Here is a 23165-nt window from a genome sequence, read left to right on the forward strand (position 1 = left end):
CCGAGGAGCCACCCCATGGACTGGAAGATCGAACTCATCCACGTGCCCGTCAGCGACGTCGACCGGGCGAAGGACTTCTACGTGAACAAGCTCGGCTTCAACGCCGACCACGACCAGCGCGTCAGCGACGACCTGCGGTTCGTGCAGCTGACCCCGCCCGGGTCGGCGTGCTCGATCGCGATCGGCGAGGGGCTCGGCGCCACGCTCGAGCCCGGCTCGCTCGACGTCATCCAGGTCGTCATCGACGACGCCGACGCGGTGCTCGCCGACCTGCGTGCCAAGGGCGTCGAGGCCGAGGGCGTCGACGAGCAGGCGTGGGGGCGCTTCATCACCTTGAAGGATCCCGACGGCAACCGCTGGACCCTGCAGCAGCTGCCCGCCTGGTCGGCGGGCGCGGGCTCCGGCGCGAGCTAGCCCGCCGGTGCCGACGTGCTCGCCCGCACCAGCACCTCGGGCACCCGCGCGGTGCGGTCGGGGGCGTCGGGCTCGTCGCGGAGCACGTCGAGCACCGTCGCCATGATGTCGTGGCCGAGCGCCTCGAAGTCCTGGCGCACGGTGGTGAGGGCCGGCGTGAAGAACGCCGCCTCGGGGATGTCGTCGAAGCCGATCACGCTGAGGTCGTCGGGAACGCGGACGCCCGACTCGAAGCACGCGTGCAGCACCCCGAGCGACATCTGGTCGTTCGCCACGAACACGGCCGTCGCGACGCCCTCGGCGAGGATGGCGCGGGCCGCCGCGTCACCGGATGCCGCGAGCCAGTCTCCGACGATGGGCGCGTGCACCTCGAGCCCGTGGGCGCGCATCGCGTCCGTCCACCCGCGGCGGCGCTCCGAGGCATCCATCGAGTCGGCCGGGCCGGCGACGTGTCGGATCTCGCGGTGCCCGAGGGCGATGAGGTGCTCGGTCGCGAGTCGGGCGCCGGCGTACTGGTCCATGGACACGCGATGCAGCCCGGGCGTCGGCTCGGAGGCCACCACGACGAGCGGCACGCCCGCGTCGATGCCCGTGAGCACGCCGACGCCCTCCCGCTCCCCCGAGATCAGCACGATCGCCTCGACGCGCTGCAGCGCGAGCCGGTGCACCGCCTGGCGGAGCACCTCGGCGTCGAGCGAGCGCATGCTCGCCTGGGTCACCGTGTAGCCGGCCTCGTGCGCGGCCTCGTTGAAGCCGAGCGCGGCGTTCGACGGCCCGTAGTCGGGCCGTCCCGCCTGGATCAGCCCGATCGACCCTGAGCGCCGCTTCGCCATCGCGCGGGCGGCCGGCGACGGCGTGTACGACAGCTCGGCGATGGCCTGCTCGACGCGGAGCTTCGTCGACGCGGCGACGCCGGTGAGGTCGTTGAGCACCCGCGAGACCGTCTGGTGCGAGACTCCGGCGCGCCGGGCGACGTCGAACATCGTCGGCACGCCCGCTGCTCCGGATGCCGCGGCCGGCTCAGCCGCCGAGACCGGCCGGCCCGCGGCATCCGCTTGGCTCATGTCGACCTCACGACCCTCGCCGCGTGCGTCGCCCACGCCGCCCGCACTGCCCTCGCCGCCCTCGCTCAGAGCCCCTGCGCCAGCCGGTAGTAGGCCTGGTTCCAGCGCACCTCGCGCTGGAAACCGGGCAGGGTGGTGTCCTCGTCGATGACGAGCAGCTCGGCCTTGGCCATCTCGGCGAAGTCGCGGAACACCTCGACGCCCACGGCCGTCGACATGACGGTGTGGTGGGCGGCGCCGGCGGTGAGCCAGGCGGCGGCGCTCGTCTGGAAGTCGGGGGCGGGCTTCCACACCGCGCGCCCGACCGGGAGCTTGGGCAACGGATGCCGCAGCTCGACGTTCTCGACGACGTTCGCCGTGAGGCGGAAGCGGTCGCGCATGTCGCTCATCGCGACGACGACGGCGGGGCCGGGGTCGGCGGTGAAGACGAGCCGCACGGGGTCCTCCTTGCCGCCGATGCCGAGGGGGTGGATCTCGAGCGTCGGCTTCGCGGACGTGAGCGACGGCGACACCTCGAGCATGTGCGCGCCGAGGATGAGCTCGTCGCCGGGCGTCAGGTCATAGGTGTAGTCCTCCATGAGGCTCGCACCGCCCGGCAGGCCGGCGCCCATGACGTTCGCGACGCGCACGAGGATCGCGGTCTTCCAGTCGCCCTCGGCGCCGAAGCCGTAGCCCTCGGCCATGAGTCGCTGCACCGCGAGGCCCGGCAGCTGCTTCAGCGCACCGAGGTCCTCGAAGCTCGTGGTGAACGCGCCGAAGCCGCCCTCCTCGAGAAACGAGCGCAGGCCCAGCTCGATCGCCGCGCCGTCGCGCAGCGACTGGTGCCGCTCGCCGCCCTTCCGCAGCTCCGGCACGACCTCGTAGAGGTCCTCGTACTCGGCGACCAGCAGGTCGACCTCGGCGTCGGATGCCGCGGCCACCGCCTCGGCGAGCTCGTTCACGCCCCAGGTGTTGACCTGCACCCCGAAGCGCAGCTCGGCCTCGGTCTTGTCGCCCTCGGTCACGGCGACGTAGCGCATGTTGTCGCCGAAGCGGGCGAGCTTCAGGCTGCGGGATGCCGCGAGGCCGGCGGCCGCGCGCTGCCACGTGCCGAGCTCACGCTGCACGCGCGGGTCGCTCGCGTGGCCGACGATGGTCTTGCGCGGCACCCCGAGCCGGGTCTGGATGTAGCCGAACTCGCGGTCGCCGTGCGCGGCCTGGTTGAGGTTCATGAAGTCGAAGTCGATGTCGCCCCAGGGCAGCTCGACGTTCGCCTGCGTGTGCAGGTGGGCGAGCGGCTTCTGCAGGGCGTCGAGCCCGGCGATCCACATCTTGGCGGGGCTGAATGTGTGCATCCACGCGACGAGCCCGATGACGTTCTCGGCGGCGTTCGCCTCGAGGGCGACGCGCTTGATCGCGTCGGAGTCGGTGAGCACCGGCATCCACACGACCTTCACCGGTACGTCGGATGCCGCGTCGAGCGTCTCCGCGACCTGGCGCGACTGGTCGGCGACCTGCTTGAGCGTCTCGGGACCGTACAGGTGCTGGCTGCCGGTGAGGAACCAGACCTCGTACTGGTCGAGGTTCGTCTGGAGGGGCGTGCGGGTCATGTGGGTCTCCTCGTGGTGCGATGTTCGGTGCGTCGGGGGGGTGCTTGGTGCGGTGTGAGAGCGGTGTGGCTGTGGGTGGGGTGTGGGTGGGGTGCGCGTGCGGCGCGACCGGGGCGCGGCCGCTGCGGTCAGAGGGCGTCGACGGCGGCCGACTCGACGGCCAGCCCGGCCCGGTAGCGATCGAGGTACGCAGAGAAGCCGGCGACGTCGTCGGCCGCGGGCTCGACGGTGTCGATCGCGGCATCCGCGAAGACGCGTTCGCCGAGGTAGGTGCCGAGGTCGACCTCGTCGGCGGCCGACAGGTAGGACGCCAGCACGGCGATGCCCCACGCGCCCCCCTCGGACGCCGTCTCGCCGACCGCGACGGGCGCGTCGAGTGCGCCCGCGAGGAAGCGCTGGGCGACGCCCGCGGTGCGGAAGATGCCGCCGTGCGCGAACATCCGGTCGATCTCGACCCCCTCTCCGGCGAGCACCCGCATGCCGAGCGCGAGGGTGCCGTACACGCCGTAGAGCTGCGCGCGCATGAAGTTGCCGAGGTTGAACCGGCTGTCGGGCGTGCGCACGAACAGCGGCCGGCCCTCGGTGAGCCCCGCGATCGGCTCCCCCGCGAGGTGGTTGTAGGCGAGCAGGCCGCCGGCGTCGGCGTCGCCGTCGAGCGCCTCGCGGAAGAGGGCCTCGAACACGGCATCCGGCTCGACGGGGGTTCCGGATGCCGCGGCGAACCGGCCGAACACGCCCGCCCAGGCGGCGAGCTCGCTCGCGCCGTTGTTGCAGTGCACCATCGCCACGGGGTCGCCCGCGGGCGTCGTGACGAGGTCGAGCTCGTGGTGCGCGTGCGCGAGCGGGCGCTCGAGCACGACCATCGCGAAGATGCTCGTGCCCGCGCTGACATTGCCCGTCCTCGGGGCGACGGAGTTCGTCGCCACCATGCCGGTGCCGGCGTCACCCTCGGGCGGGCAGAGCGGCGCACCGGGTTGGAGGCCTCCCGTCGGGTCGAGCAGGGCGGCGCCCTCGGCCGTCAGGTCGCCCGCGGGCCGGCCCGCCGGAAGCACCTCCGGGAGGAGCTCGGCGAGGTGCAGGCCCGGGGCGCGGTCCGCCACGAGGCCGTCGAACACCTCGAGCAGCCGTGCGTCGTAGTCGTGGGTCGCGGCATCGATCGGGAACATGCCCGAGGCGTCGCCCACGCCGATGGCCTTGCGGCCCGTGAGGCGCCAGTGCACATAGCCCGCGAGCGTCGTGACGAAGTCGATCTGCGGCACGTGCGGCTCGTCATCGAGCACCGCCTGGTAGAGGTGCGCGATCGACCAGCGGAGCGGGATGTTCAGGCCGAACCGCCCGCTGAGCTCGGCGGCGGCCGGGCCCGTCGACGTGTTGCGCCAGGTGCGGAACGGCACGAGCAGCTCGTCGCTCGCGTCGAACGCGAGGTAGCCGTGCATCATGGCCGAGACGCCGATGGCGCCGAACGTCTGCGGCTGCACGTCGTAGCGGCGTCGCGCGTCGGCGACGAGGTCGGCGTAGGCCGCCTGGAGCCCCGACCAGACATCCGCGAGCGAGTAGGTCCACACCCGGTCCTCGAAGCGGTTCTCCCACTCGTGGCTCCCCACGGCGAGCACCTCCGTGGGGTCCTCGCCGACCAGGCACGCCTTGATGCGCGTGGAGCCGAGCTCGATGCCGAGCGAGGTGCGTCCCTCGAGGATGGCTGCGCGGCTGCGCTCGGCGGCGGTGCCCGCAGCCTGCGGGTTCGTGGAGTCGGTCATCGGGCTGCGTCCTCACTCGGTGCGGTGTCGTCGTCGCGGCGGGCGTCGGACGCCTGGCCGTACACGTTCTGGTAGCGGTCGTAGAGCCGGTCGATCGCGTCCTGCGGGATCGGGATGAGCGGGCCGGCTTCGCGGGCGAAGTGCACGGTGCGCGCGACATCCTCGACCATGACGGCCGCCTTCACCGCGTCCTTCGCGTCGGTGCCGATCGTGAAGGGTCCGTGGTTCTGCATGAGCACCGCACGGGAGCGGTGGCCGGTGAGGGTCTCGACGATGCCGCGCCCGATCGAATCGTCGCCGATGATCGCGAACGGACCAACGGGGATCGGCCCGCCGAACTCGTCGGCCATGGCCGTGATCACGCACGGGATCTCCTCGCCGCGAGCGGCCCACGCGACCGCGAACGTCGAGTGCGTGTGCACGACGCCGCCGACCTCGGGCATGTTGCGGTACACGTAGGCGTGCGCCGCGGTGTCGCTCGACGGGCTGCGATCGGAACCGGGCGTGCCGGGGACCACGTTCCCGTCGAGGTCGCAGAGGATCACGTTCTCGGGCGCGAGGTCGTCGTACGACACCCCCGAGGGCTTGATCACGAAGAGGTCGGCGCCGGGCACCCGGCCCGAGACGTTGCCACCCGTCCAGACGACGAGGCCGTAGCGGGTGAGCTCGCCGTGCAGCCGGGCGACGTCGTCGCGCACCTGCGAGATCGCCGCGTCGACGTCAGGCGCGAACCCGGATGCCGCGGCGGTCACTCCGCGGCCTCGATGACGTGCTGGTGGCGGCCATCTGGCATCGCGGACTCCCTTGTCGAAGGTCTTCGTTAGCGCTAACGAAGACCGATGTTAGCGCTAACGAAGGTGCGCGGCAACCCGCGCGGCGGCCGCCGACGCGTGCCGAGCACGCGGCATCCGGGGGCCCGGCCCTGCCCCGCACGACGACGAAATGTAGGACGGATCGGCCGACGCGCCGCCCCGACCCCGGCAACGCGCCGCGGGCCGCCCGAAACTTCCTCCATCCCGGCAGCTGGCCCGACTCCCCAGGGGTGCGATGGAGGGGATTGCGGCGGCGGGCGCGACAGGCCCCGGGCACGACGAGGGGATGGCGGCGGCGGGCGCGACGGCCCAGGCACGACGAGGGGATGGCGGCGGCGGGCGCGACGGCCCAGGCACGACGAAGGGGCGGATGCCGCAGCACCCGCCCCTTCGGTCAGCACACCCTAGTTGCCGCCGGAGCGTCGCCGGTTGTACACGTCGAACGCGACCGCGAGCAGCAGCACGAGGCCCTTGACGACCTGCTGCCACTCGATGCCGATGCCGAGGATCGACATGCCGTTGTTCAGCACGCCGATGATCAGGCCACCGATGATGGCGCCGCCGATGGTGCCGACGCCGCCCTGCACCGCCGCGCCGCCGATGAAGGCCGCGGAGATCGCCTCGAGTTCGAAGCCGTCACCGGCCTTCGGGCCGGCCAGGTTGAGCCGGGCCGTGAAGATGAGGCCGGCGAGGGCGGCGAGCGTGCCCATGTTGACGAACAGCCAGAAGTCGACGCGACGGGTCTTGATGCCCGACAGCTCCGCCGCGTGGCGGTTGCCGCCGATCGCGTAGATGTGCCGGCCGAAGACCGTGCGGTTCATCACGATGCCGTACACGAGCACGAGCACGGCGAGGATGATCAGCGTGACCGGGATGCCCTTGTAGGAGGCGAGGGACCAGGTGAAGAAGCCGATCGCGGCCGACACGAGCACGAGCTTGATGATGAACCACACCATGGGCTCGACGTCCTGGCCGTACTTCTGGCGGCCGCGACGGGTGCGCACCTGCTGCACGATCAGGATGACGATCGCGAGCGCGCCGACACCGAGCGTGAGCGGGTCGAGCTCGAAGTCGCCGACCGAGACGAAGCCGTTGCCGAGCGCGCGGTACTCGGCGGGGAACGAGCCGATGTTCGCGTTGCCGAGCACGACGAGCGCGAGGCCTCGGAAGATGAGCATGCCCGCCAATGTCACGATGAACGCCGGAATGCCGACGAAGGCGATCCAGAAGCCCTGCCACACGCCGACGAGGGCGCCGATGCCCAGCGAGAGGATGACCGAGAGCCACCAGGGCAGGCCCCATTGCACGGCGAAGACGCCGGAACAGGCACCGACGAAGGCGGCGACCGACCCGACCGACAGGTCGATGTGGCCGGCGATGATGACCATCACCATGCCGATCGCGAGCACGAGGATGTAGCCGTTCTGCACGACGAGGTTCGAGATGTTCTGCGGTCGCAGCAGGATGCCGTTGGTGAGGACCGAGAACAGCACGACCACCGCGACGAGCGCGATGAAGATGCCGTTCTTGCCGAGGTCTGAGAGCACGTGGCTCAGCCGGTCGGTGAACTTGTTCTCGACGGGGTTGAGATTGCCGCCGGGGAGCTGGACTTCCTCCGAGGTGGTGGGGGTCAGATTCGACATGGTGTCTCCTGGTGTATCCGCCAGCGCCGGCTAGCGGGGCTTTTCCATGGTCATGAGCTTGAGCATCGCCTCAGGTGTGGCCTCCGCGATGGGAAGCTCACCGGTGATGCGCCCCTCCGAGAGGGCGTAGACACGGTCGCAGATGCCGAGCAGCTCGGGCAGCTCCGACGAGATCACGATGATGCCCTTCCCGGATGCCGCGAGCCGGTTGATGATCGTGTAGATCTCGTACTTCGCGCCCACGTCGATGCCCCGCGTCGGCTCGTCGAGGATGAGCACGTCGGGATCCGAGTAGATCCACTTCGAGAGCACGACCTTCTGCTGGTTGCCGCCCGAGAGCTTGCCGGTCTTCACCAGCACGCTCGGCGCCTTGATGTTCATCGACTTGCGGTACTCGTTGGCGACCGCATACTCCTCGTTGTCGTGCACGAGGCCGTACTTCTCGAGCTTCTTCAGCGAGGCCATCGAGATGTTGCGCTTGATGTCCTCGATGAGGTTGAGGCCGTACGTCTTGCGATCTTCCGTGGCGTAGGCGATGCCGTGGTCGATCGCCTCGGCGACCGTGCGGGTCTTGATCTCCTTGCCCCGGAGGAACACCTTCCCGGTGATCTTCGACCCGTAGCTCTGGCCGAACAGGCTCATCGCGAACTCGGTGCGACCCGCGCCCATGAGGCCTGCGATGCCGACGATCTCGCCGGCACGAACGTGGAGGTTCACGTTGTCGACCATCACGCGCGAGGTGTCCTGCGGGTGGTGCGCCGTCCAGTCCTCGACGCGGAGCAGCTCCTCGCCGATGTCGGGCGTGTGGTCGGGGTAGCGGTTCTCGAGATCACGGCCGACCATGTCCTTGATGATGCGGTCTTCCGTGACATCCTGCTTCGCGATCGTCTCGATCGTCTTGCCGTCGCGGATGACCGTGACGGAGTCGGCGACCTTCTTGATCTCGTTCAGCTTGTGGCTGATGATGATCGACGTGATGCCCTGCCCCTTGAGGTGCAGGATCAGGTCGAGCAGGTGGTCGGAGTCCTCGTCGTTGAGCGCGGCGGTCGGCTCGTCGAGGATGAGGAGCTTGACCTCCTTCGAGAGGGCCTTCGCGATCTCGACGAGCTGCTGCTTGCCGACGCCGATGTCCATGATCTTCGTCGTCGGGTTCTCGCGCAGCCCCACTCGGGCGAGCAGCTTCGACGCCTCGAAGTTCGTCTTGTTCCAGTCGATCAGGCCGCCGCGGCCCTTCAGCTCGTTGTTGAGGAAGATGTTCTCGGCGATCGAGAGGTAGGGGCTGAGCGCCAGCTCCTGGTGGATGATGACGATGCCCTTGGCCTCACTGTCCGTGAGGTCGCGGAACTCCACCGTCTCGTTCTCGAAGACGATGTCGCCGTCGTAGGTGCCGTGCGGGTACACGCCCGACAGCACCTTCATGAGGGTCGACTTGCCGGCGCCGTTCTCGCCGCAGATGGCGTGCACCTCGCCGCGCTCGACCCCGATGGTGACGTTCGACAGGGCCTTCACGCCCGGGAACGTCTTCGTGATGCCGCGCATCTCGAGAATGTTGGTGGTCATCCTTGCTCCTGCTTCATTGCCGGGTGGGGCCGGCCGGATGACGGATGCCGCCGCGGCCGGGACCTGAGGCGAGAGTACTCCCGCTCGAGCCCCGACACGCGGGGTTGACCGTCATCCGGCCGGCGTGAACCGGTGGTGACTAGCCGTTGATTTCCTCTTCGGTCCAGTAGCCGCTGTCGACGAGGATCTCCTTGATGTTGTCCTTGACGACGATGGCCGACTCGAGGAGGTACGACGGCACGACCTTCACGCCGTTGTCGTAGTCCTCGGTGTTGTTCACCTCGGGCTCCTCGCCGTTCAGGATCGCCGACGCCATGTCGACGGCGACCTTCGCGAGCTCACGCGTGTCCTTGAAGATGGTCGCGTACTGCTCACCCGAGTTGATCGCCTTGACCGAGTCGAGCTCGGCGTCCTGGCCGGAGATGATCGGCCAGCCCTCGCCGACCGAGTAGCCCGCGTCGGTGAGCGCCGAGATGATGCCACGCGAGAGGCCGTCGTAGGGCGAGAGCACCGCGTTGACGGTGGAGCCGTCGGAGTACGTCGAGGTGAGGATGTTCTCCATGCGCTCCTGTGCGACCTCGCCGTCCCAGCGGAGCGTTGCGGCCTGCTCGAAGTCCGTCTGACCGGACTTCACCACGAGGGTGCCGTCGTCGATCAGCGGCTGGAGCGTGTCGATCGCACCGTTCCAGAAGAACGTGGCGTTGTTGTCGTCGGGCGACCCGGCGAACAGCTCGATGTTGAACGGGCCGGCGGGCGCGTCAGCGGCCGGCTCGCCCTCGAGGTCGGTGAGGCCGAGGCCGTTCAGCAGGGAGTTGGCCTGCTGCACGCCGACCTTGTAGTTGTCGAACGACGCGTAGTAGTCGACGTTCTCCGAGTCGCGGATGAGGCGGTCGTAGGCGATGACCGGGATGTCGGCGTCGGCCGCGTCCTGGAGCACCTGCGACAGCGTCGTGCCGTCGATCGAGGCGATGATGAGCGCCTCGGCGCCCTTCGTGATCATGTTCTCGATCTGCGAGACCTGGGTGGGGATGTCGTCCTCCGCGTACTGGAGGTCGACGGTGAAGCCCTGGTCCTCGAGCTGCTGCTTGACGGCGTCGCCGTCCTGGATCCAGCGCTCCGAGCTCTTCGTGGGCATCGCGACGCCGATGAGGCCGCCGTCGCCGCCGCCACCGCCGTCGCCACTGCCACCGCTGCCGCCCGAGCACGCGGCAAGCGCGAGCATGGAACCGGCCGCGAGGGTGGCGAGAAGCACCTTCTTCGTGTTCTTCACGGTGTGTCCTTTCACTGTGTGTCATTCATGGACGACATTGTCTTGGTGACAGTCGGAGTCGGCCGCGTCCATGCCAGCCGTCTCCCCTCGCGCCGCGCCCGTCGGGACGGGCTGCGCAAGACCTGGGGAACCGAGCGATCGTTCATCGCCGGTCTGCGACCTTCCGGCGGGCTTCGGGAGCCGCCTTCGGGGCCTTCGCGCGACCAGCGTCGGACGCCGGCCCCGCGCTCTTCGTGCGGCGGGCGTCCGACGCCTGGCCGTACACGTTCTGGTACCGGTCGTAGAGCCGGTCGATCGCGTCCTGCGGGATGGGCACCAGCGGACCGGCCTCGCGGGCGAGGTGCACGGTGCGCGCGACATCCTCGACCATCACGGCGGCCTTCACCGCGTCCTTCGCACTGGCGCCGATCGTGAAGGGGCCGTGGTTGCGCATCAGCACCGCACGGCTGCGGTGGCCGGTGAGCGTCTCGACGATGCCGCGACCGATCGAGTCGTCGCCGATGATCGCGAACGGGCCGACCGGGATGGAGCCGCCGAACTCGTCGGCCATCGCGGTGATCACGCAGGGGATCTCCTCGCCGCGCGCGGCCCACGCCGTGGCGTAGGTGGAGTGCGTGTGGACCACGCCGCCCACCTCGGGCATGTTCCGGTAGACGTAGGCGTGCGCCGAGGTGTCGCTCGACGGCGACCGCTCGGCGCCGGGCGTGCCCTCGATGACGGTGCCGTCGAGGTCGCACAGGATCATGTTCTCGGGCGCCAGCTCGTCGTACGAGACGCCCGAGGGCTTGATCACGAAGAGGTCGGCGCCGGGCACGCGGCCCGAGACGTTGCCGCCGGTCCAGACGACCAGGCCGTAGCGCGTGAGCTCGGCGTGGAGCTTCGCGACGTCGGCCCGGACGCGGGCGATGGCGACCTCGACCTGGGGTCCGTAGCTGCTCATGCGCTCACCGCCGCGGCGATCGTGCCGGGCCGCCGGCCTTCGCACGCGGTGGCGTGCGATGCAGCGGCGGGGGCGATCGGCACTGGAAGACTCCTTCGTCGGGCGGAGATGCTCCACGATGTCGGTCTCGATGTGACCGTTCACATGGCGGAACTCATGTTAGCCACAATCTCGCCGGTGCTGTCAACTTCGAGAGGTCACGGATCCATAACGCCGGCTCTGACGGCATGGCGGCATGCGTGGCGCAGGTCAGAACGCCGGCGCACCGGTGCTGCGGCGCACCACGAGCTCGGGCGTGATCGTGCCGGCCGCCTCCGCCGATGCGTCGCCGATGTCACCGAGCAGCAGCGCCACGCACCGGCGGCCCAGCTCGCCGAAGTCCTGGCGCACCGTCGTCAGCGGCGGCCAGAAGTGCGCCGCCTCGGGGATGTCGTCGAATCCGATGATCGAGACGTCGCGGGGGATGTCGAGCCCGGCGTCGCGCACGGCGTGCATGAGGCCGAGTGCCATCTGGTCGTTCGACGCGAAGATCGCCGTGAAGTCCCGCACGGTGAGCAGCTCGCGGCCGGCGTAATAGCCGAACTCCGCGGTCCAGTCCCCCAGGATCGGCGCGGTCGTGGCGACGTCCTGTGCGCTCATCTCCTCGAGGAAGCCGCGCATCCGCGCTTCCGCCTCGATCCAGTCCTGGGGTCCGGCGAGGTGGTAGATGCTGCGGTGGCCCAGCTCGATGAGGTGCCGAGTGGCCATCCGCGCGCCCGCCATCTGGTCGACTGACAGGGCGTGATCGTCGTCGCGACCGGTGGACTGGAGGCTCACGTACGGCACGTCCATCTCGAGGCGCGCGAGCGTGTCGAACACGCGCACCTGCGGCGCGATCACGACGAGGCCCTCGATGCCCTGGGCCGTGAGGTGGGCGAGCGCATCGGCGATCGACGCGGCATCCGACGACTCGATGTTCGCCGTGCTCACCCAGTACCCGGCGGCCCGGGCCGCCGACTCGATGGCCGCGATGCTCGACGCCGGCCCGTACTGGGTGCTCGACGCCGAGAGGATGCCGAGTGTGCGGGATCGGCTCGTGACGAGCGCCCGGGCCGCCCGGTTGGGCTTGTACTGCAGCTCGCCCATGACGTCGAGCACGCGTTGCTTCGTCTCGGGACGGATGCTCGGGTGGTGGTTCAGCACCCGGCTCACCGTCTGGTGCGAGACGCCGGCCAGCCGCGCGACATCACGGATGCTCGGGGCGCGACCCCGCTGCGGCTCCTCTGGCACGGCGACCTCGATCGAATCTCGGCATGTTCACGGTCACACACGCCGGCGCAGTCAATTATGCACAGGTCGGGGGCGAATGTGACTGTCACACGAATGTGACCGTCACATCGAACGCACGTCGTGACCCGCTCGAGACCGCGTCGAAGGTCGTCAGGCTCGGGATGCCACGGCCGGCGGCCGCACGCGGCTCGCCAGCAGCAACCCGACCACGGCGATCGTCACGGTCACCGCGAAGTCGGCCGTGAACATGCCCGCGCCGGCCGCACTCGACACCAGTGCGGTGATCGCGAGCACCACCGCCGCCCCGAGCGACTCCGAGATGGTGAGCGCCGCGCTGTTGAAGCCCTGCGCCGACACCGGCGACAGGGCGAGCACCGCGACCGAGAAGCGCGGATACATGAACCCCATCGCGGCACCCGCGAGCGTCCATGCCACGAAGGCGATGGCCGGAGCGAGCGTGAAGGCGGCGACGACGAGCACGGCGACGAGCGCCACGACGAGCGTCGCCGCGCCGATCACGACGGCCTGCGTGTTCGAGATGCGTTCGGTGAGCCGGCCCTGCAGCCAGGACGCCGCCGCCCACGAGAGGCCCGCGCCCGTCAGCACGGCGCCGGCGAGGCTGGGCGAGAAGTCGTAGTGCTCGATGAAGAGATACGGCAGGTAGATCTCGCTGCCGAAGAACGCACCGGCGACGATGAGCTTCAGCATCACCGTGGCGGGCATGCCGCGGGCGGCGCGGAGGGTGCCCACGGGCAGCAGCGGTCGCGCGCCCACGGCCGCCACGGCGATCGCGGCGACGGCCACGACCCACTGCCAGGGGTCGGGCAGCTCCTTGGCGAGCGACACGGCGAGCGCGGCCGCGGCGGTCAGAACCGACCAGCCCACCCGACTGAGGCTCCACGGCACCGACGGGTCGCCCTGCACCTGGTCGCGCACACGCACGATGGGCGGCAGCATCATGGCCGCGGCCGGGAGCATGAGCACGATGACCCCGAGGAAGACCCAGTGCCAGCTGGTGGCCTCGGCGACGGCGCCGGCGAGCGCGGGACCGACGATCGACGGGATGACCCACGCGGCGGCGAAGCCCGCGAACACCCTGGCTCGCAGGTGCTCGGGGTAGACGCGCCCGACGATCACGTAGAGCGGCACGATCACCGCGGCCCCCGAGAGCCCGTGCACGAACCGGCCGACGATGAACGCCTCCATGTTCACGGCGGTGCCGGCGATCACCAGCCCGACGACGAAGAGCACCGCCGAGACGATGAGCGACGGCAGCGGGCCCGCACGGTCGGTCCAGTTGCCCGCGATGACCATGCCGATGATGCCGGCGGCGAGCGGCACGGCGAAGGACAGGGCGAACAACGCCTCGCCGTCGAGGTCGGTCGCGACGAGCGGCATGATCGTGGTGACGGCCATCGCCTCGAACGCGGCGAGGAAGATGATCGAGAACATGCCGATCGAGAGCCATCGGTAGGGCTTGGAAAGCGGCCCTCGGGCGAGCGGCTCGCGGGTGCGCTGCGCCGGCACCTCGCCCGAGTCGGCGGCCGCGGCTTCCGCCGCCTCGGCGGCGTCGGCCGGATGCCCCGTCGCCGGGGAATCCGTCTTCTTCGTCACGTCGCTCACCGATCGAGCCTATCCCCGGCCGCCGACAGGAGCGCCCGACGGCGGCCGCGGCCGCCTCCAGGCCGGGACCACCACGCCGGACGCCCGCGACCTACCGGAAGCGCGGGTCGTTCCCGGCCGCCGTGCTGGCGCGCAGTCCGAGCCCATCCGCGATGTCGCCCCAGGACACGTACGAGAAGTTCGTGGCGTCGCGCTCGGGATCGACGCCGGCGCCGGTCTCGGGCTCGTCGTGCGTGACGAGCAGCCCCTCCCGGTAGTCCCCGACGATGCGGTTGGTCACGGCCAGCCCGTCGGACCCGTTCACCTCGTCGACGCCGTCGACGCCCTCGATGCGGAACGTGCCGACCAGGCGGTTGCCGCCCTGCCGCTGGTAGACGGCGTAGGCGTCGTCGCCCTGGCTCGACACGATCACGTAACCGGTGGCGCCGGGTCCGTAGTACACGTCGACCCCTTCCGCGTCGGCTTCGAGCGCCGAGCCGCCGAAGCCCGCGTCGTCCGGGTCGATCGGCGCGCACTCCTCCGTCTCGGGGTCGTAGGCGTCGTGCACGCCGAAGTCCTTGACGCGGTCGATGAGCCGGGGCTCCGCCGCGCCGAACGGCAGTGCGATGCGCCAGACGCCGACGTCCTCCTGCGCGGCGTAGAGCACCCCGGAGCGTTGGTCGACCGAGAGCCCCTCGAGCTGCGGGCCGACGCCGGGCTCCTCGCACGGCGTCCAGGTGGTGCCGTCGGGCAGCGGGAACGACGACGGCAGCGCGGTCGTCGTGGCATCCGCGTACCCGACGAGGCCACCGGATGCCGCGAGCCGCACGGTCGCGAGGGTCGGTGCGCCCTCCTGCGTGACCACGGCGTACGTCTCGCCCGGGGCGGGCTGCCACACCGCGAGCCCGTACGCGGTGTGCTCCTCCGCCACCGTGGCGCGGTCGGGGCTGAACAGGAACGGCAGGTCGGGCGCGGTGACCTCGGTCAGCGGCGTCGGCGCGTCGGCCCCGGCCGGGTCGATCACGAAGAACCGCAGCTGGTCGTTGTAGCGATCCGAGACCACGGCGAGGTCGACGGATGCCGCGCCGAGCGGCACGTCGTAGGCGATGTCGACGTTGTTGTAGCGGCCCCCGATGCCGTCGGCCCGGGGCGCCGCGGTCGCGACGAGGGACTGCAGCTCGCGGGCGGCGAGGTCGTACACGCGGAGGCCGCCCTCCTTCGCCGTCGTGATGACGATGGAGTCGTGCGAATCGGTCGGATCCACCCAGATCGCCGGGTCGTCACCGCTGGCGTTGCCGCCCCCGGCGTCGTCGTAGAGCGCCGGCGTCTCGGTGCCGGTCGTGACGACCGCGTCGGGAACGGACGGCCGGGCGACTGCGCCGGCCGCGGGAACGAGGAGGAGGGCGAGTGCGGCCGCGGCGGCACCGGCGACGAGGGTCGGCTTCATGTGCAGCATGCTGCCGAGGCCCGGGGAACGGCGCGTGAAGCACCGGGGTGAAGCGGATGAACAGCGCGGCGAGCGCTCAGAACTCCTCGTGCGTGTCGGGGTCGGCGCCCCAGAGCCGCCCGCGGGAGAGGGCCGTGATCGCCTCGACCTCCTCGGGGGCCAGCCCGAACGAGAAGACGTCGAGGTTCTCACGCCGGCGCGCGGCATCCGCCGACTTGGGGATCGGCACCGCCTCGAGTTCGACGTGCCAGCGCAGCACGATCTGTGCCGGGGTGACGCCCTTCTCCGCGGCGAGCGCGGTGATGACGCCCTCCTGCAGCAGCTCGCTGCGCTTGGCGAGCGGGCTCCAGCTCTCGGTACGGATGTCGTGCTCGTCGTGGTAGGCCCGCAGCTCCTCCTGCGGGAAGTACGGGTGCAGCTCCACCTGGTTCACGACGGGCACGACCTGCGTCTCGCGTTCCAGGCGTTCGAGCATCGCGACGGTGAAGTTCGAGACCCCGATGGACCGCACCAGGCCCTTCTCGCGCAGCCGGATCATCGCCCGCCAGGTGTCGACGTACTTGTCGATGCGCGGGTTGGGCCAGTGGATCAGGTAGAGGTCCACCCAGTCGAGGTCGAGGCGGCGGCGCGACTCCTCGAAGCTGGCGAGGGTCTCGTCGAATCCGTGGTGGCGCCCGGGCAGCTTGGTGGTGATCACGAGGTCGCTGCGGTCGACGTCGGTGCGGCGCACGGCCTCGCCGACGACATCCTCGTTGCCGTAGTTGTAGGCGGTGTCGATGAGGCGGTAGCCCTCGGCGATGCCCGACACGATCGCTGCGATGCCCGCCTGCTCGTTGAGCCCGTACGTGCCGAGCCCGAGCGCGGGGATGGAGTTGCCGTCGCGGAGCGAGTACGCGGGAGCGATCATCCACCCATCCTCACTCACGAGGGCGACGGATGCCACTGCCCGCGCCGCTCCCCGACGCTCACGGTCATCCGGCGCGCGGTTGCGCCGCATGCGACCGACCGACCGACCGACCGAACGAACGACCAGCGTCAGCGCGCAGGCAGCTCCGCGAACGCGCGCACGGGGAACGTGCCGAACCCCTCGACCCGCGGCGGCACGGCGGTGAAGCGCGCGCCACGCGCCGGCACGCGGTCGAGCGCGGTGAGGTGCTCGACGACGTGCACGCCCGCCGCGAGCAGGATCGAGTGCGCCGGGCGCTCCCCGCCCGACTCCGTGTCGTCGATGTTCAGCGCGTCGATGCCGACGATCGCGACCCCGGCGTCGACGAGGTGACGGGCTCCGGCCGCGGTGAGGAACGGCGACCCGTGCGCGTACTCGGGCGCGCCGAAGTGCCGGCTCCAGCCGGTGTGCAGCAGCACCGCGGTGCCGGCGAGCTCGCGGTCGAGGAACACCTCGGCAGGAATGCCGCGGTTCGCGGCATCCGTCAACCGGAACACCTCGGCGGGGACGCCGACGAGCGTGGCGAGGTCGAGGCTCGCGAGGTCGCCGCCGTGCGCGTAGCGGTGGAAGGGGCTGTCGAGGTAGGTGCCGGTGTTGCCGGCCATGGTGATGAGGTCGATCGCGAACTCGGTGCCGGGCGCGTAGTGCTCGCGCGATGCCTCGCGCGTGAGGTGCGGCGTGATGGTCGGCGCGGGGATGCCGGGGTAGGTCACGAGCCCTGCCCGGATGGGATGGCTGAGGTCGACGAGCTCCCCGCGCGCACCGAGCCCGCCGAGCGCAGCGGATGCCGCGACATCAGTCGGCATCTCGGTGACGCCGCGCGACCCGCGATGCGCTTCCTCGACGACCTCGAGGTTCGAGAGCTGCACCCGGCCCACCAGCGTGAGCCCGAGGTGCCGCACGAGCAGCTCGCCGACCTGCGCCTCGGTGAGGTCGCGCGACGGGAGGTCGAGGCGGAACGCCTCGGCGCGCAGCGCGCCCCCGTTGACGAAGTCGATCTCGGCGTCGAAGTGGGCGCGGTACTCGGTCAACTGAGCTCCTGGGTGGTCGGGACGGGGGCGGATGCCGCGGGCGCGGCGGATCCCGCGGGCACGGCGGATCCCGCGGGCACGGCGGATCCCGCGCGGGCACCGGACGCGGTGCGGCCGCGCAGGCGTCGCACGACCGTGACGAGCACCGCGGCGAGCCCGAGGATGACGGGCACGAGCAGGTTCGCCCACGCGAGCACGAGCAGCCCCACGGTCATGACCGTGGCGACCACGGCGAGCCACCAGCCGAACGACCAGCGGCGCAGGAGGAGGGTCGCGGCGACCATGCCGGCCGCGTAGATGGCCACCATGTTGCTCGTGTGGATCAGGATGAACGCCGAGAGGTTCATGCCGTTCAGCAGCATGAGCACGAAGTACACGGCCACGAGCGCGGCGGTGAGCAGCAGCGCCCGGCGCGGCACCTCGCCGGCGGCCGCCCCCTTCGCGAAGTAGCGCGGCAGGTCGCCGTCGCGGCCGAGCGCCGACCCGAGCTTCGCGAACGCGGGCAGGTAGGCGTTCATGACGCCGAGGCAGACGATCGCGGTGACGATCGCGACGAGCGTGGAGCCGATGCCCGGCACGGTGGTGTCGACGAGGTCGAGCAGCGGCACGACGCCCTCGCCGGCCTGGTCGCCGAGCACGCCGACGGTCACGACCTGCAGGGCGAGGTAGCCCGCGCCGACCACGACGATCGCGATGGCCGTGGCGAGCGGGATGATGCGGCGGGGATTCCGGAACTCGCCGGCGATGTGCGTGCCGACCTCCCAGCCGGCGAACGCCCAGACGAAGAGGCTGATCGCCGTGCCGACCCCGCCCCACCCGTTGGGCAGGAAGGGCTGGAAGTTCGACGACTCGACGGCCGGGAAGGTCACCGCGACCACGCCCACGACGGTGGCGATGAGGAGGCCGGTGAGCACGAACTGCGCCCACCCGGCGACGCGCACGCCGAACCAGTTCGCGACGAACGGCGGCACGAAGATCGCGAGCGAGATGATCGGCACGGCGGAGCGGTCGACCCCGAGCACCGCGACGACGTACTCGCCGCCCAGCACGGCCAGCACCGGTGCGCCGATGCACACGCCGAAGAAGAACCAGTAGCCCGTCATGCGGGCGGCCGTGTCGCCGAGGGTACGGCGCACGTAGCTGGCGACACCGCCCGGGTCGGGGTAGCGCGAGGCGAGCGCGGCGAAGGTGCCGGCGAGCGGGATGGAGAGCACGAGCACGGCGGCGACGGCCACGATCGAGGCCGGCCCCGCTGCGGCGGCCGCCAGCCCCGGCAGCACGAGGATGCCGGTGCCGAGCACGCTCGCGATGTAGAGCGCCGTGCCCTGCACGAGGCCGAGGGAGCCGCGGTGCTCGCCGGCGGACTCGCTGCCGTCGGCGCCGGCTGCGCCACCGGCGGGTGCGTCGGCGCCCGCCGAGGCGGCGGTCTGGTTCGTGGTCACCCGCTCAGTCTGGAGCATCCCACCGACCTGCGTCGCTGGCAGGGACGACAGCCGCCAACAAGATCCTGCCAAGCGCTGCGCGGACTCGGGTGCGCCGCCCTTCCGCCACTCCGCCGCGGCATCCGCCCGACCGCTACAGGCGGCCGAGCGCCTCGTCGATGTCGCCGAGCAGGTCCTCGACGTCCTCGATGCCGACCGACAGCCGCACGATGGACTCGGGGACCTCCGCCTCGGTGCCGCGCACCGAGGCGTGCGTCATCTCCGAGGGGTAGTTCACGAGCGACTCCACGCCGCCGAGCGACTCCGCGAGCTGGAAGAGCGACGTCGACTCCGCGAACCGGCGGGCCGCCGCGGCGCCCCCCGTCAGCGAGATCGAGATCATGCCGCCGAAGCCCGACATCTGCCGGGCCGCGAGCTCGTGCCCGGGGTGCGCCTCGAGCCCGGGGTAGAACACGTGCTCGATGCCCGCGTGGCCCTCGAGCCGCTGCGCGATCGCCATCGCGTTCTCGCTGTGCCGCTGCATCCGGATGCCGAGCGTCTTGATGCCGCGCGAGGTGAGGAAGGCGTCGAACGGCCCCGACACGGCGCCGGCGGCGAACTGGGTGAACGCCACCCGTTCGGCGAGCTCCTCCTGCCCGGCCGCGAACACGAGCGCCCCGCCGACCACGTCGGAGTGGCCGCCGAGGTACTTCGTGGTGGAGTGCACGACCACGTCGGCGCCGAGGGCGATCGGCTGCTGCAGTGCGGGCGACGCGAACGTGTTGTCGACGACCACGAGCACGCCCGCCTCGCTGCCCAGCTCGGCCAGCGCCGCGACATCCGAGATCTTCATGAGGGGGTTCGAGGGCGTCTCGACCCAGAGCACCTTCGTCGCGCCGAGCTCGATCGCCCCGCGCACCGCGTCGAGGTCGCTCGTGTCGACGGTGGTGTGCCGGATGCCCCACGCGCCGAAGACCTTGCGGATGAGCCGGTGCGTGCCGCCGTAGACGTCGTTGCCGATCACCACGTGGTCGCCGGGCACGAGCACCGTGCGGAGCAGCGCGTCCTCGGCCGCGAGGCCCGACGCGAACGAGAGGCCGCGGATGCCGCCCTCGAGCGCGGCGAGCTGCGTCTCGAGACCCGTGCGGGTGGGATTGCCGCCCCGCGAGTACTCGTAGCCGCCGCGGAGGCCGCCGATGCCGTCCTGCACGTAGGTCGAGGTGAGGTACACGGGCGGGATGACCGCGCCGGTGGTGGGATCGAACTCCTGGCCGGCGTGAATGGCGCGGGTGTCGAAGCGGGCGTCGTCGTGGAGCATGGTGCGGATGCCTTCCGGGTGGTGCGCGCGGCCGGTCAGGCCGACAGGTAGGTGAGGAGGTCGGTACGGGTGATGACGCCGAGCGCCTTGCCGCCGTCGGTGACGAGCAGCGCGGGCGCGGTGGCGAACGCCGAGCGGGCGGTGGCGACGGGCTCGTTCACGCCGATGAGGTCGAGCGGCTCGCCCACGACGGTCGACACCTCGTCGGTGAGCTTCGCCTTCCCCGAGAACACGAGGTCGAGCAGCACCTCCTCGTGCAGCGCGCCGAGCACCTCGCCGAGCACCACGGGGGGCTCCGCCGAGAGCACGACGAGCTGTGAGACGCCCGTCTCGGTCATGCGGTCGATGGCCTCCCGCACGGTGTCGGCCGGGTGCACGTAGACGAGGGGCGCCGTGCGGTCGGCCTTCGCGCCGAGCAGGTCGCGCACCGTGTGGCCGGCGGGTGCGTTGCCGAAGCCGTAGGCGCGCAGCCACTTGTCGTTGAAGATCTTGCCGAGGTAGCCGCGACCGGAGTCGGGCAGCAGCACCACGAACACGTCGTCGGGGCCGGCGGATGCCGCGGCCTTCAGCGCCGCGACCACGGCCATGCCGCTCGAGCCGCCCACGAGGATGCCCTCCTCGCGCGCGAGCCGGCGCGTCATCGCGAACGACTCGGCGTCGCTGACCGCGATGATCTCGTGCGGCACGGCGGGGTCGTAGGCCGTCGGCCAGAAGTCCTCGCCGACGCCCTCCACGAAGTAGGGGCGGCCGGTGCCGCCCGAGTAGACGGAGCCCTCGGGGTCCGCGCCGATGATGCGCACGGTGTCGCCCGACACCTCGCGCAGGTAGCGGCCGGTGCCCGTGATGGTGCCCCCCGTGCCCACGCCCGCCACGAAGTGCGTGACCGTGCCGTCGGTGTCGCGCCAGATCTCGGGGCCGGTGGTCTCGTAGTGCGAGCGCGGCCCGTTCGGGTTCGAGTACTGGTCGGGCTTGAACGCGCCGGGGATCTCGCGTGCGAGCCGGTCGGACACCCCGTAGTACGACTCGGGGCTGTCGGGCGCCACCGCGGTCGGGGTCACGACCACCTCGGCGCCGTAGGCCGTGAGCACGTTGCGCTTGTCCTCGCCGACCTTGTCGGGGCACACGAAGATGCACTTGTAGCCGCGCTGCTGGGCCACCAGCGCAAGGCCGACGCCGGTGTTGCCGCTCGTCGGCTCCACGATGGTGCCGCCCGGCTTCAGCTTGCCCTCGCGCTCGGCGGCGTCGATGATGCGCGCGGCGATGCGGTCCTTCGATGAGCCGCCCGGGTTGAAGTACTCGAGCTTGACCAGCACCGTGGCATCCGTCACCCCCGCGGTGACCTTGTGGAGCTTGACGAGCGGGGTGTCGCCGACGAGATCGACGATGGTCTCTGCGTACTTCATGCCGTGTTCATTCCTCGTGTGGGTGCGGCGACAGCCTAGCCCGATTCCACGGCCGTGCGGCGGGCCGATCCCTTCACCGGGAACACCGTCTCGGACTCCTCGAGGGACATGCCGTTCGTCTCAGGCACCTTCCAGAAGACGAACACGAACGACAGCGCGGCGAAGGTCGCGTACATGCCGTAGGTGAAGAAGAGGGAGAAGTTCGACAGCACCGGGAACGTCACCGTGACGAGGAAGTTGGCGATCCACTGGGCCGCCGCGGCGAGGCCAAGCGCCCGGGCACGGATGCGCCCCGGGAAGATCTCGCCGAGCAGCACCCACACGAGCGGCCCCCACGAGAAGCCGAAGAAGACCACGAAGAGGTTCGCCGCGACGAGCGCGATCGGCCCCCAGGCACCGGGGAGGCTCAGCTCGCCGTCCACCGTGACGGCGCTCGCGAACGCCACCGCCATCGTCGCGAGGGCGAGGGTCATGCCGGCCGAGCCGGTGAGCAGCAGCGGGCGCCGGCCGATGCGGTCGACGAGGGCGATGGCCACGAAGGTGACCACGATGTTCGTGATCGACGTGAAGACGCTGATGGTGAACGAATCGGACTCGTCGAAGCCCACCGCCTGCCACAGCGTCGTCGAGTAGTAGAAGATCACGTTGATGCCGACGAACTGCTGGAACACCGAGAGCAGGATGCCGATCCAGACGATGCCCTGGAGCCCGAACACGCGCCCGCGCAGGGCGCCCTTGCGCTTGGCGAGCGAGTCCTCGTGCATCGAGGCGCGGATGTCGCGGATGCCGCGATCCTCCTCGCCCGGCTGGATGCGGGTGAGCACGCGGCGGGCGTCGTCCTCCTTGCCGACCTTCACGAGGAACCGCGGCGACTCGGGCAGGGTCAGCGCGAGCACGCCGTAGATCACCGACGGCACGACGCAGGCGAGGAACATCCACCGCCACGCGTCGATGCCGAACCAGAACGGCTGGTCCGCCCCGCCGGCCGCATTGGCGAACAGCGCGTCGGAGAGCAGGGCGGCGAAGATGCCGAAGACGATCGCGAGCTGCTGCAGCGAGGCGAGCCGGCCGCGCATGAGCCGTGGCGAGATCTCGGCGATGTAGGCGGGCGACACCACCGAGGCGATGCCGATGCCCACGCCGCCGATCACGCGCCACACGATGAGGTCGATGACCCCGAATGCGGAGCCCGACCCGATCGACGACACGAGGAAGAGGATCGCCCCGATCAGCATGACCGGGATGCGGCCGAACCGGTCGGCGAGCCGCCCAGCGAGCTCGGCGCCGAGCGCGCAGCCGAGCAGGGCGCTCGCCACCGCGAACCCGGTGACGACTGCGGTGAGGTCGAACTCGGACTGGATCGCGTCGACCGCGCCGTTCACCACCGACGAGTCGAAGCCGAAGAGGAACCCGCCGACGGCGCCGGCCGCGGCCAGCCCGATGACCCGCGGCTTGAGTCCGCTCGCGAGTGGCGGCGGTGGCGGCTCGGACGCTGAGCCCGTCGGCGCTGATCCGTTCAGCGCTGATCCGTCCACCGCTGATCCGCTCACGAGCGATGCGGCTCCGGGTGCCTCCGAGCCGGTCTCGTCCTGTTCCTCCGTCATGGGATCTCCCCCTCCGCCGACTCGTCGAGCCTATGCGTCGGCCGGTGACGGCGCCCGAACGACGCGCACGCCGGA

18 protein-coding genes are annotated in these 23165 nt (G+C 70.9%); 1 reads left to right on the plus strand and 17 read right to left on the minus strand.

The window, feature by feature from the left end; translation table 11 throughout:
- Nucleotides 1–15: 15 nt before the first annotated feature.
- Entirely contained in the window at nt 16–414 is a 399-nt protein-coding gene (locus J2X63_RS04435; RefSeq protein WP_309974296.1) for a glyoxalase superfamily protein, read from the plus strand.
- On the opposite strand, the gene J2X63_RS04440 is transcribed toward J2X63_RS04435, so the two are convergent.
- From J2X63_RS04440 to J2X63_RS04520, 17 genes are all read right to left on the minus strand, one after another.
- Entirely contained in the window at nt 411–1514 is a 1104-nt protein-coding gene (locus J2X63_RS04440; protein WP_309974298.1) for a LacI family DNA-binding transcriptional regulator, read from the minus strand. The two genes, J2X63_RS04435 and J2X63_RS04440, sit on opposite strands and share 4 nt — an antisense overlap.
- 29 nt (nt 1515–1543) lie before the next feature.
- Nucleotides 1544–3067 carry an L-arabinose isomerase gene (araA, locus tag J2X63_RS04445; protein WP_309974300.1) on the minus strand — a complete coding sequence of 508 codons (1524 nt, stop codon included), beginning with the start codon at nt 3065–3067 and terminating at the stop codon, nt 1544–1546.
- A 128-nt stretch (nt 3068–3195) separates the two neighbouring features.
- The gene (locus J2X63_RS04450; RefSeq protein WP_309974303.1) at nt 3196–4824 is read right to left on the minus strand and encodes an FGGY-family carbohydrate kinase; all 1629 of its coding nucleotides are present in this window, start codon (nt 4822–4824) and stop codon (nt 3196–3198) included.
- Nucleotides 4821–5576, minus strand: a complete 756-nt coding sequence (locus J2X63_RS04455; RefSeq protein ID WP_309974304.1) for an L-ribulose-5-phosphate 4-epimerase — start codon at nt 5574–5576, stop codon at nt 4821–4823. Before J2X63_RS04455 ends, J2X63_RS04450 begins: the two co-directional genes overlap by 4 nt.
- A 464-nt stretch (nt 5577–6040) precedes the next feature.
- Nucleotides 6041–7279, minus strand: a complete 1239-nt coding sequence (gene mmsB, locus J2X63_RS04460; RefSeq protein ID WP_309974306.1) for a multiple monosaccharide ABC transporter permease — start codon at nt 7277–7279, stop codon at nt 6041–6043.
- 30 nt (nt 7280–7309) lie between these two features.
- On the minus strand, nt 7310–8839 hold the full coding sequence (gene mmsA / locus J2X63_RS04465) for a multiple monosaccharide ABC transporter ATP-binding protein (RefSeq protein WP_309974308.1): 1530 nt from the start codon (nt 8837–8839) through the stop codon (nt 7310–7312).
- Between the two features lie 139 nt (nt 8840–8978).
- Nucleotides 8979–10061 (minus strand): multiple monosaccharide ABC transporter substrate-binding protein, encoded by a 1083-nt coding sequence (gene chvE, locus J2X63_RS04470; protein ID WP_309977790.1) that lies wholly within the window; start codon nt 10059–10061, stop codon nt 8979–8981.
- A 190-nt stretch (nt 10062–10251) separates the two neighbouring features.
- On the minus strand, nt 10252–11049 hold the full coding sequence (locus tag J2X63_RS04475; RefSeq protein ID WP_309974310.1) for an L-ribulose-5-phosphate 4-epimerase: 798 nt from the start codon (nt 11047–11049) through the stop codon (nt 10252–10254).
- 249 nt (nt 11050–11298) lie between these two features.
- Nucleotides 11299–12318, minus strand: a complete 1020-nt coding sequence (locus tag J2X63_RS04480) for a LacI family DNA-binding transcriptional regulator (RefSeq protein ID WP_309974312.1) — start codon at nt 12316–12318, stop codon at nt 11299–11301.
- Between the two features lie 150 nt (nt 12319–12468).
- Complete coding sequence (locus J2X63_RS04485; protein WP_309974314.1) at nt 12469–13941, minus strand: MFS transporter; 1473 nt, start codon at nt 13939–13941, stop codon at nt 12469–12471.
- Nucleotides 13942–14032: 91 nt separating this feature from the next.
- The gene (locus J2X63_RS04490; RefSeq protein ID WP_309974315.1) at nt 14033–15367 is read right to left on the minus strand and encodes a phytase; all 1335 of its coding nucleotides are present in this window, start codon (nt 15365–15367) and stop codon (nt 14033–14035) included.
- A 76-nt stretch (nt 15368–15443) separates the two neighbouring features.
- Nucleotides 15444–16274, minus strand: coding sequence for an aldo/keto reductase (locus J2X63_RS04495; RefSeq protein ID WP_309974316.1), 831 nt, complete (start codon nt 16272–16274; stop codon nt 15444–15446).
- A gap of 128 nt (nt 16275–16402) precedes the next feature.
- Nucleotides 16403–17344: a cyclase family protein gene (locus J2X63_RS04500; protein WP_309974317.1), complete on the minus strand. Its 942-nt coding sequence runs from the start codon at nt 17342–17344 to the stop codon at nt 16403–16405.
- Nucleotides 17341–18786 carry an amino acid permease gene (locus J2X63_RS04505; protein ID WP_309974319.1) on the minus strand — a complete coding sequence of 482 codons (1446 nt, stop codon included), beginning with the start codon at nt 18784–18786 and terminating at the stop codon, nt 17341–17343. The genes J2X63_RS04500 and J2X63_RS04505 overlap by 4 nt, the downstream gene beginning before the upstream one ends.
- A gap of 133 nt (nt 18787–18919) precedes the next feature.
- Nucleotides 18920–20083, minus strand: coding sequence for a cystathionine gamma-synthase (locus tag J2X63_RS04510; protein WP_309974321.1), 1164 nt, complete (start codon nt 20081–20083; stop codon nt 18920–18922).
- Nucleotides 20084–20118: 35 nt separating this feature from the next.
- Nucleotides 20119–21486 (minus strand): cystathionine beta-synthase, encoded by a 1368-nt coding sequence (locus tag J2X63_RS04515; RefSeq protein WP_309974323.1) that lies wholly within the window; start codon nt 21484–21486, stop codon nt 20119–20121.
- Between the two features lie 35 nt (nt 21487–21521).
- Complete coding sequence (locus J2X63_RS04520; protein WP_309974325.1) at nt 21522–23090, minus strand: sugar porter family MFS transporter; 1569 nt, start codon at nt 23088–23090, stop codon at nt 21522–21524.
- Nucleotides 23091–23165: the final 75 nt, after the last annotated feature.

The sequence above is a fragment of the Agromyces sp. 3263 genome (assembly GCF_031456545.1).
Classification (GTDB): domain Bacteria; phylum Actinomycetota; class Actinomycetes; order Actinomycetales; family Microbacteriaceae; genus Agromyces.

Bases quoted from the DNA above. Each gene is read 5' to 3' on its own strand.
- J2X63_RS04435 (WP_309974296.1), top strand. From the start codon at position 16: ATGGACTGGAAGATCGAACTCATCCACGTGCCCGTCAGCGACGTCGAC.
- araA (WP_309974300.1), bottom strand. From the start codon at position 3,067: ATGACCCGCACGCCCCTCCAGACGAACCTCGACCAGTACGAGGTCTGG.
- J2X63_RS04450 (WP_309974303.1), bottom strand. From the start codon at position 4,824: ATGACCGACTCCACGAACCCGCAGGCTGCGGGCACCGCCGCCGAGCGC.
- mmsB (WP_309974306.1), bottom strand. From the start codon at position 7,279: ATGTCGAATCTGACCCCCACCACCTCGGAGGAAGTCCAGCTCCCCGGC.
- mmsA (WP_309974308.1), bottom strand. From the start codon at position 8,839: ATGACCACCAACATTCTCGAGATGCGCGGCATCACGAAGACGTTCCCG.
- chvE (WP_309977790.1), bottom strand. From the start codon at position 10,061: ATGCTCGCGCTTGCCGCGTGCTCGGGCGGCAGCGGTGGCAGTGGCGAC.
- J2X63_RS04475 (WP_309974310.1), bottom strand. From the start codon at position 11,049: ATGAGCAGCTACGGACCCCAGGTCGAGGTCGCCATCGCCCGCGTCCGG.
- J2X63_RS04490 (WP_309974315.1), bottom strand. From the start codon at position 15,367: ATGAAGCCGACCCTCGTCGCCGGTGCCGCCGCGGCCGCACTCGCCCTC.
- J2X63_RS04495 (WP_309974316.1), bottom strand. From the start codon at position 16,274: ATGATCGCTCCCGCGTACTCGCTCCGCGACGGCAACTCCATCCCCGCG.
- J2X63_RS04510 (WP_309974321.1), bottom strand. From the start codon at position 20,083: ATGCTCCACGACGACGCCCGCTTCGACACCCGCGCCATTCACGCCGGC.
- J2X63_RS04515 (WP_309974323.1), bottom strand. From the start codon at position 21,486: ATGAAGTACGCAGAGACCATCGTCGATCTCGTCGGCGACACCCCGCTC.
- J2X63_RS04520 (WP_309974325.1), bottom strand. From the start codon at position 23,090: ATGACGGAGGAACAGGACGAGACCGGCTCGGAGGCACCCGGAGCCGCA.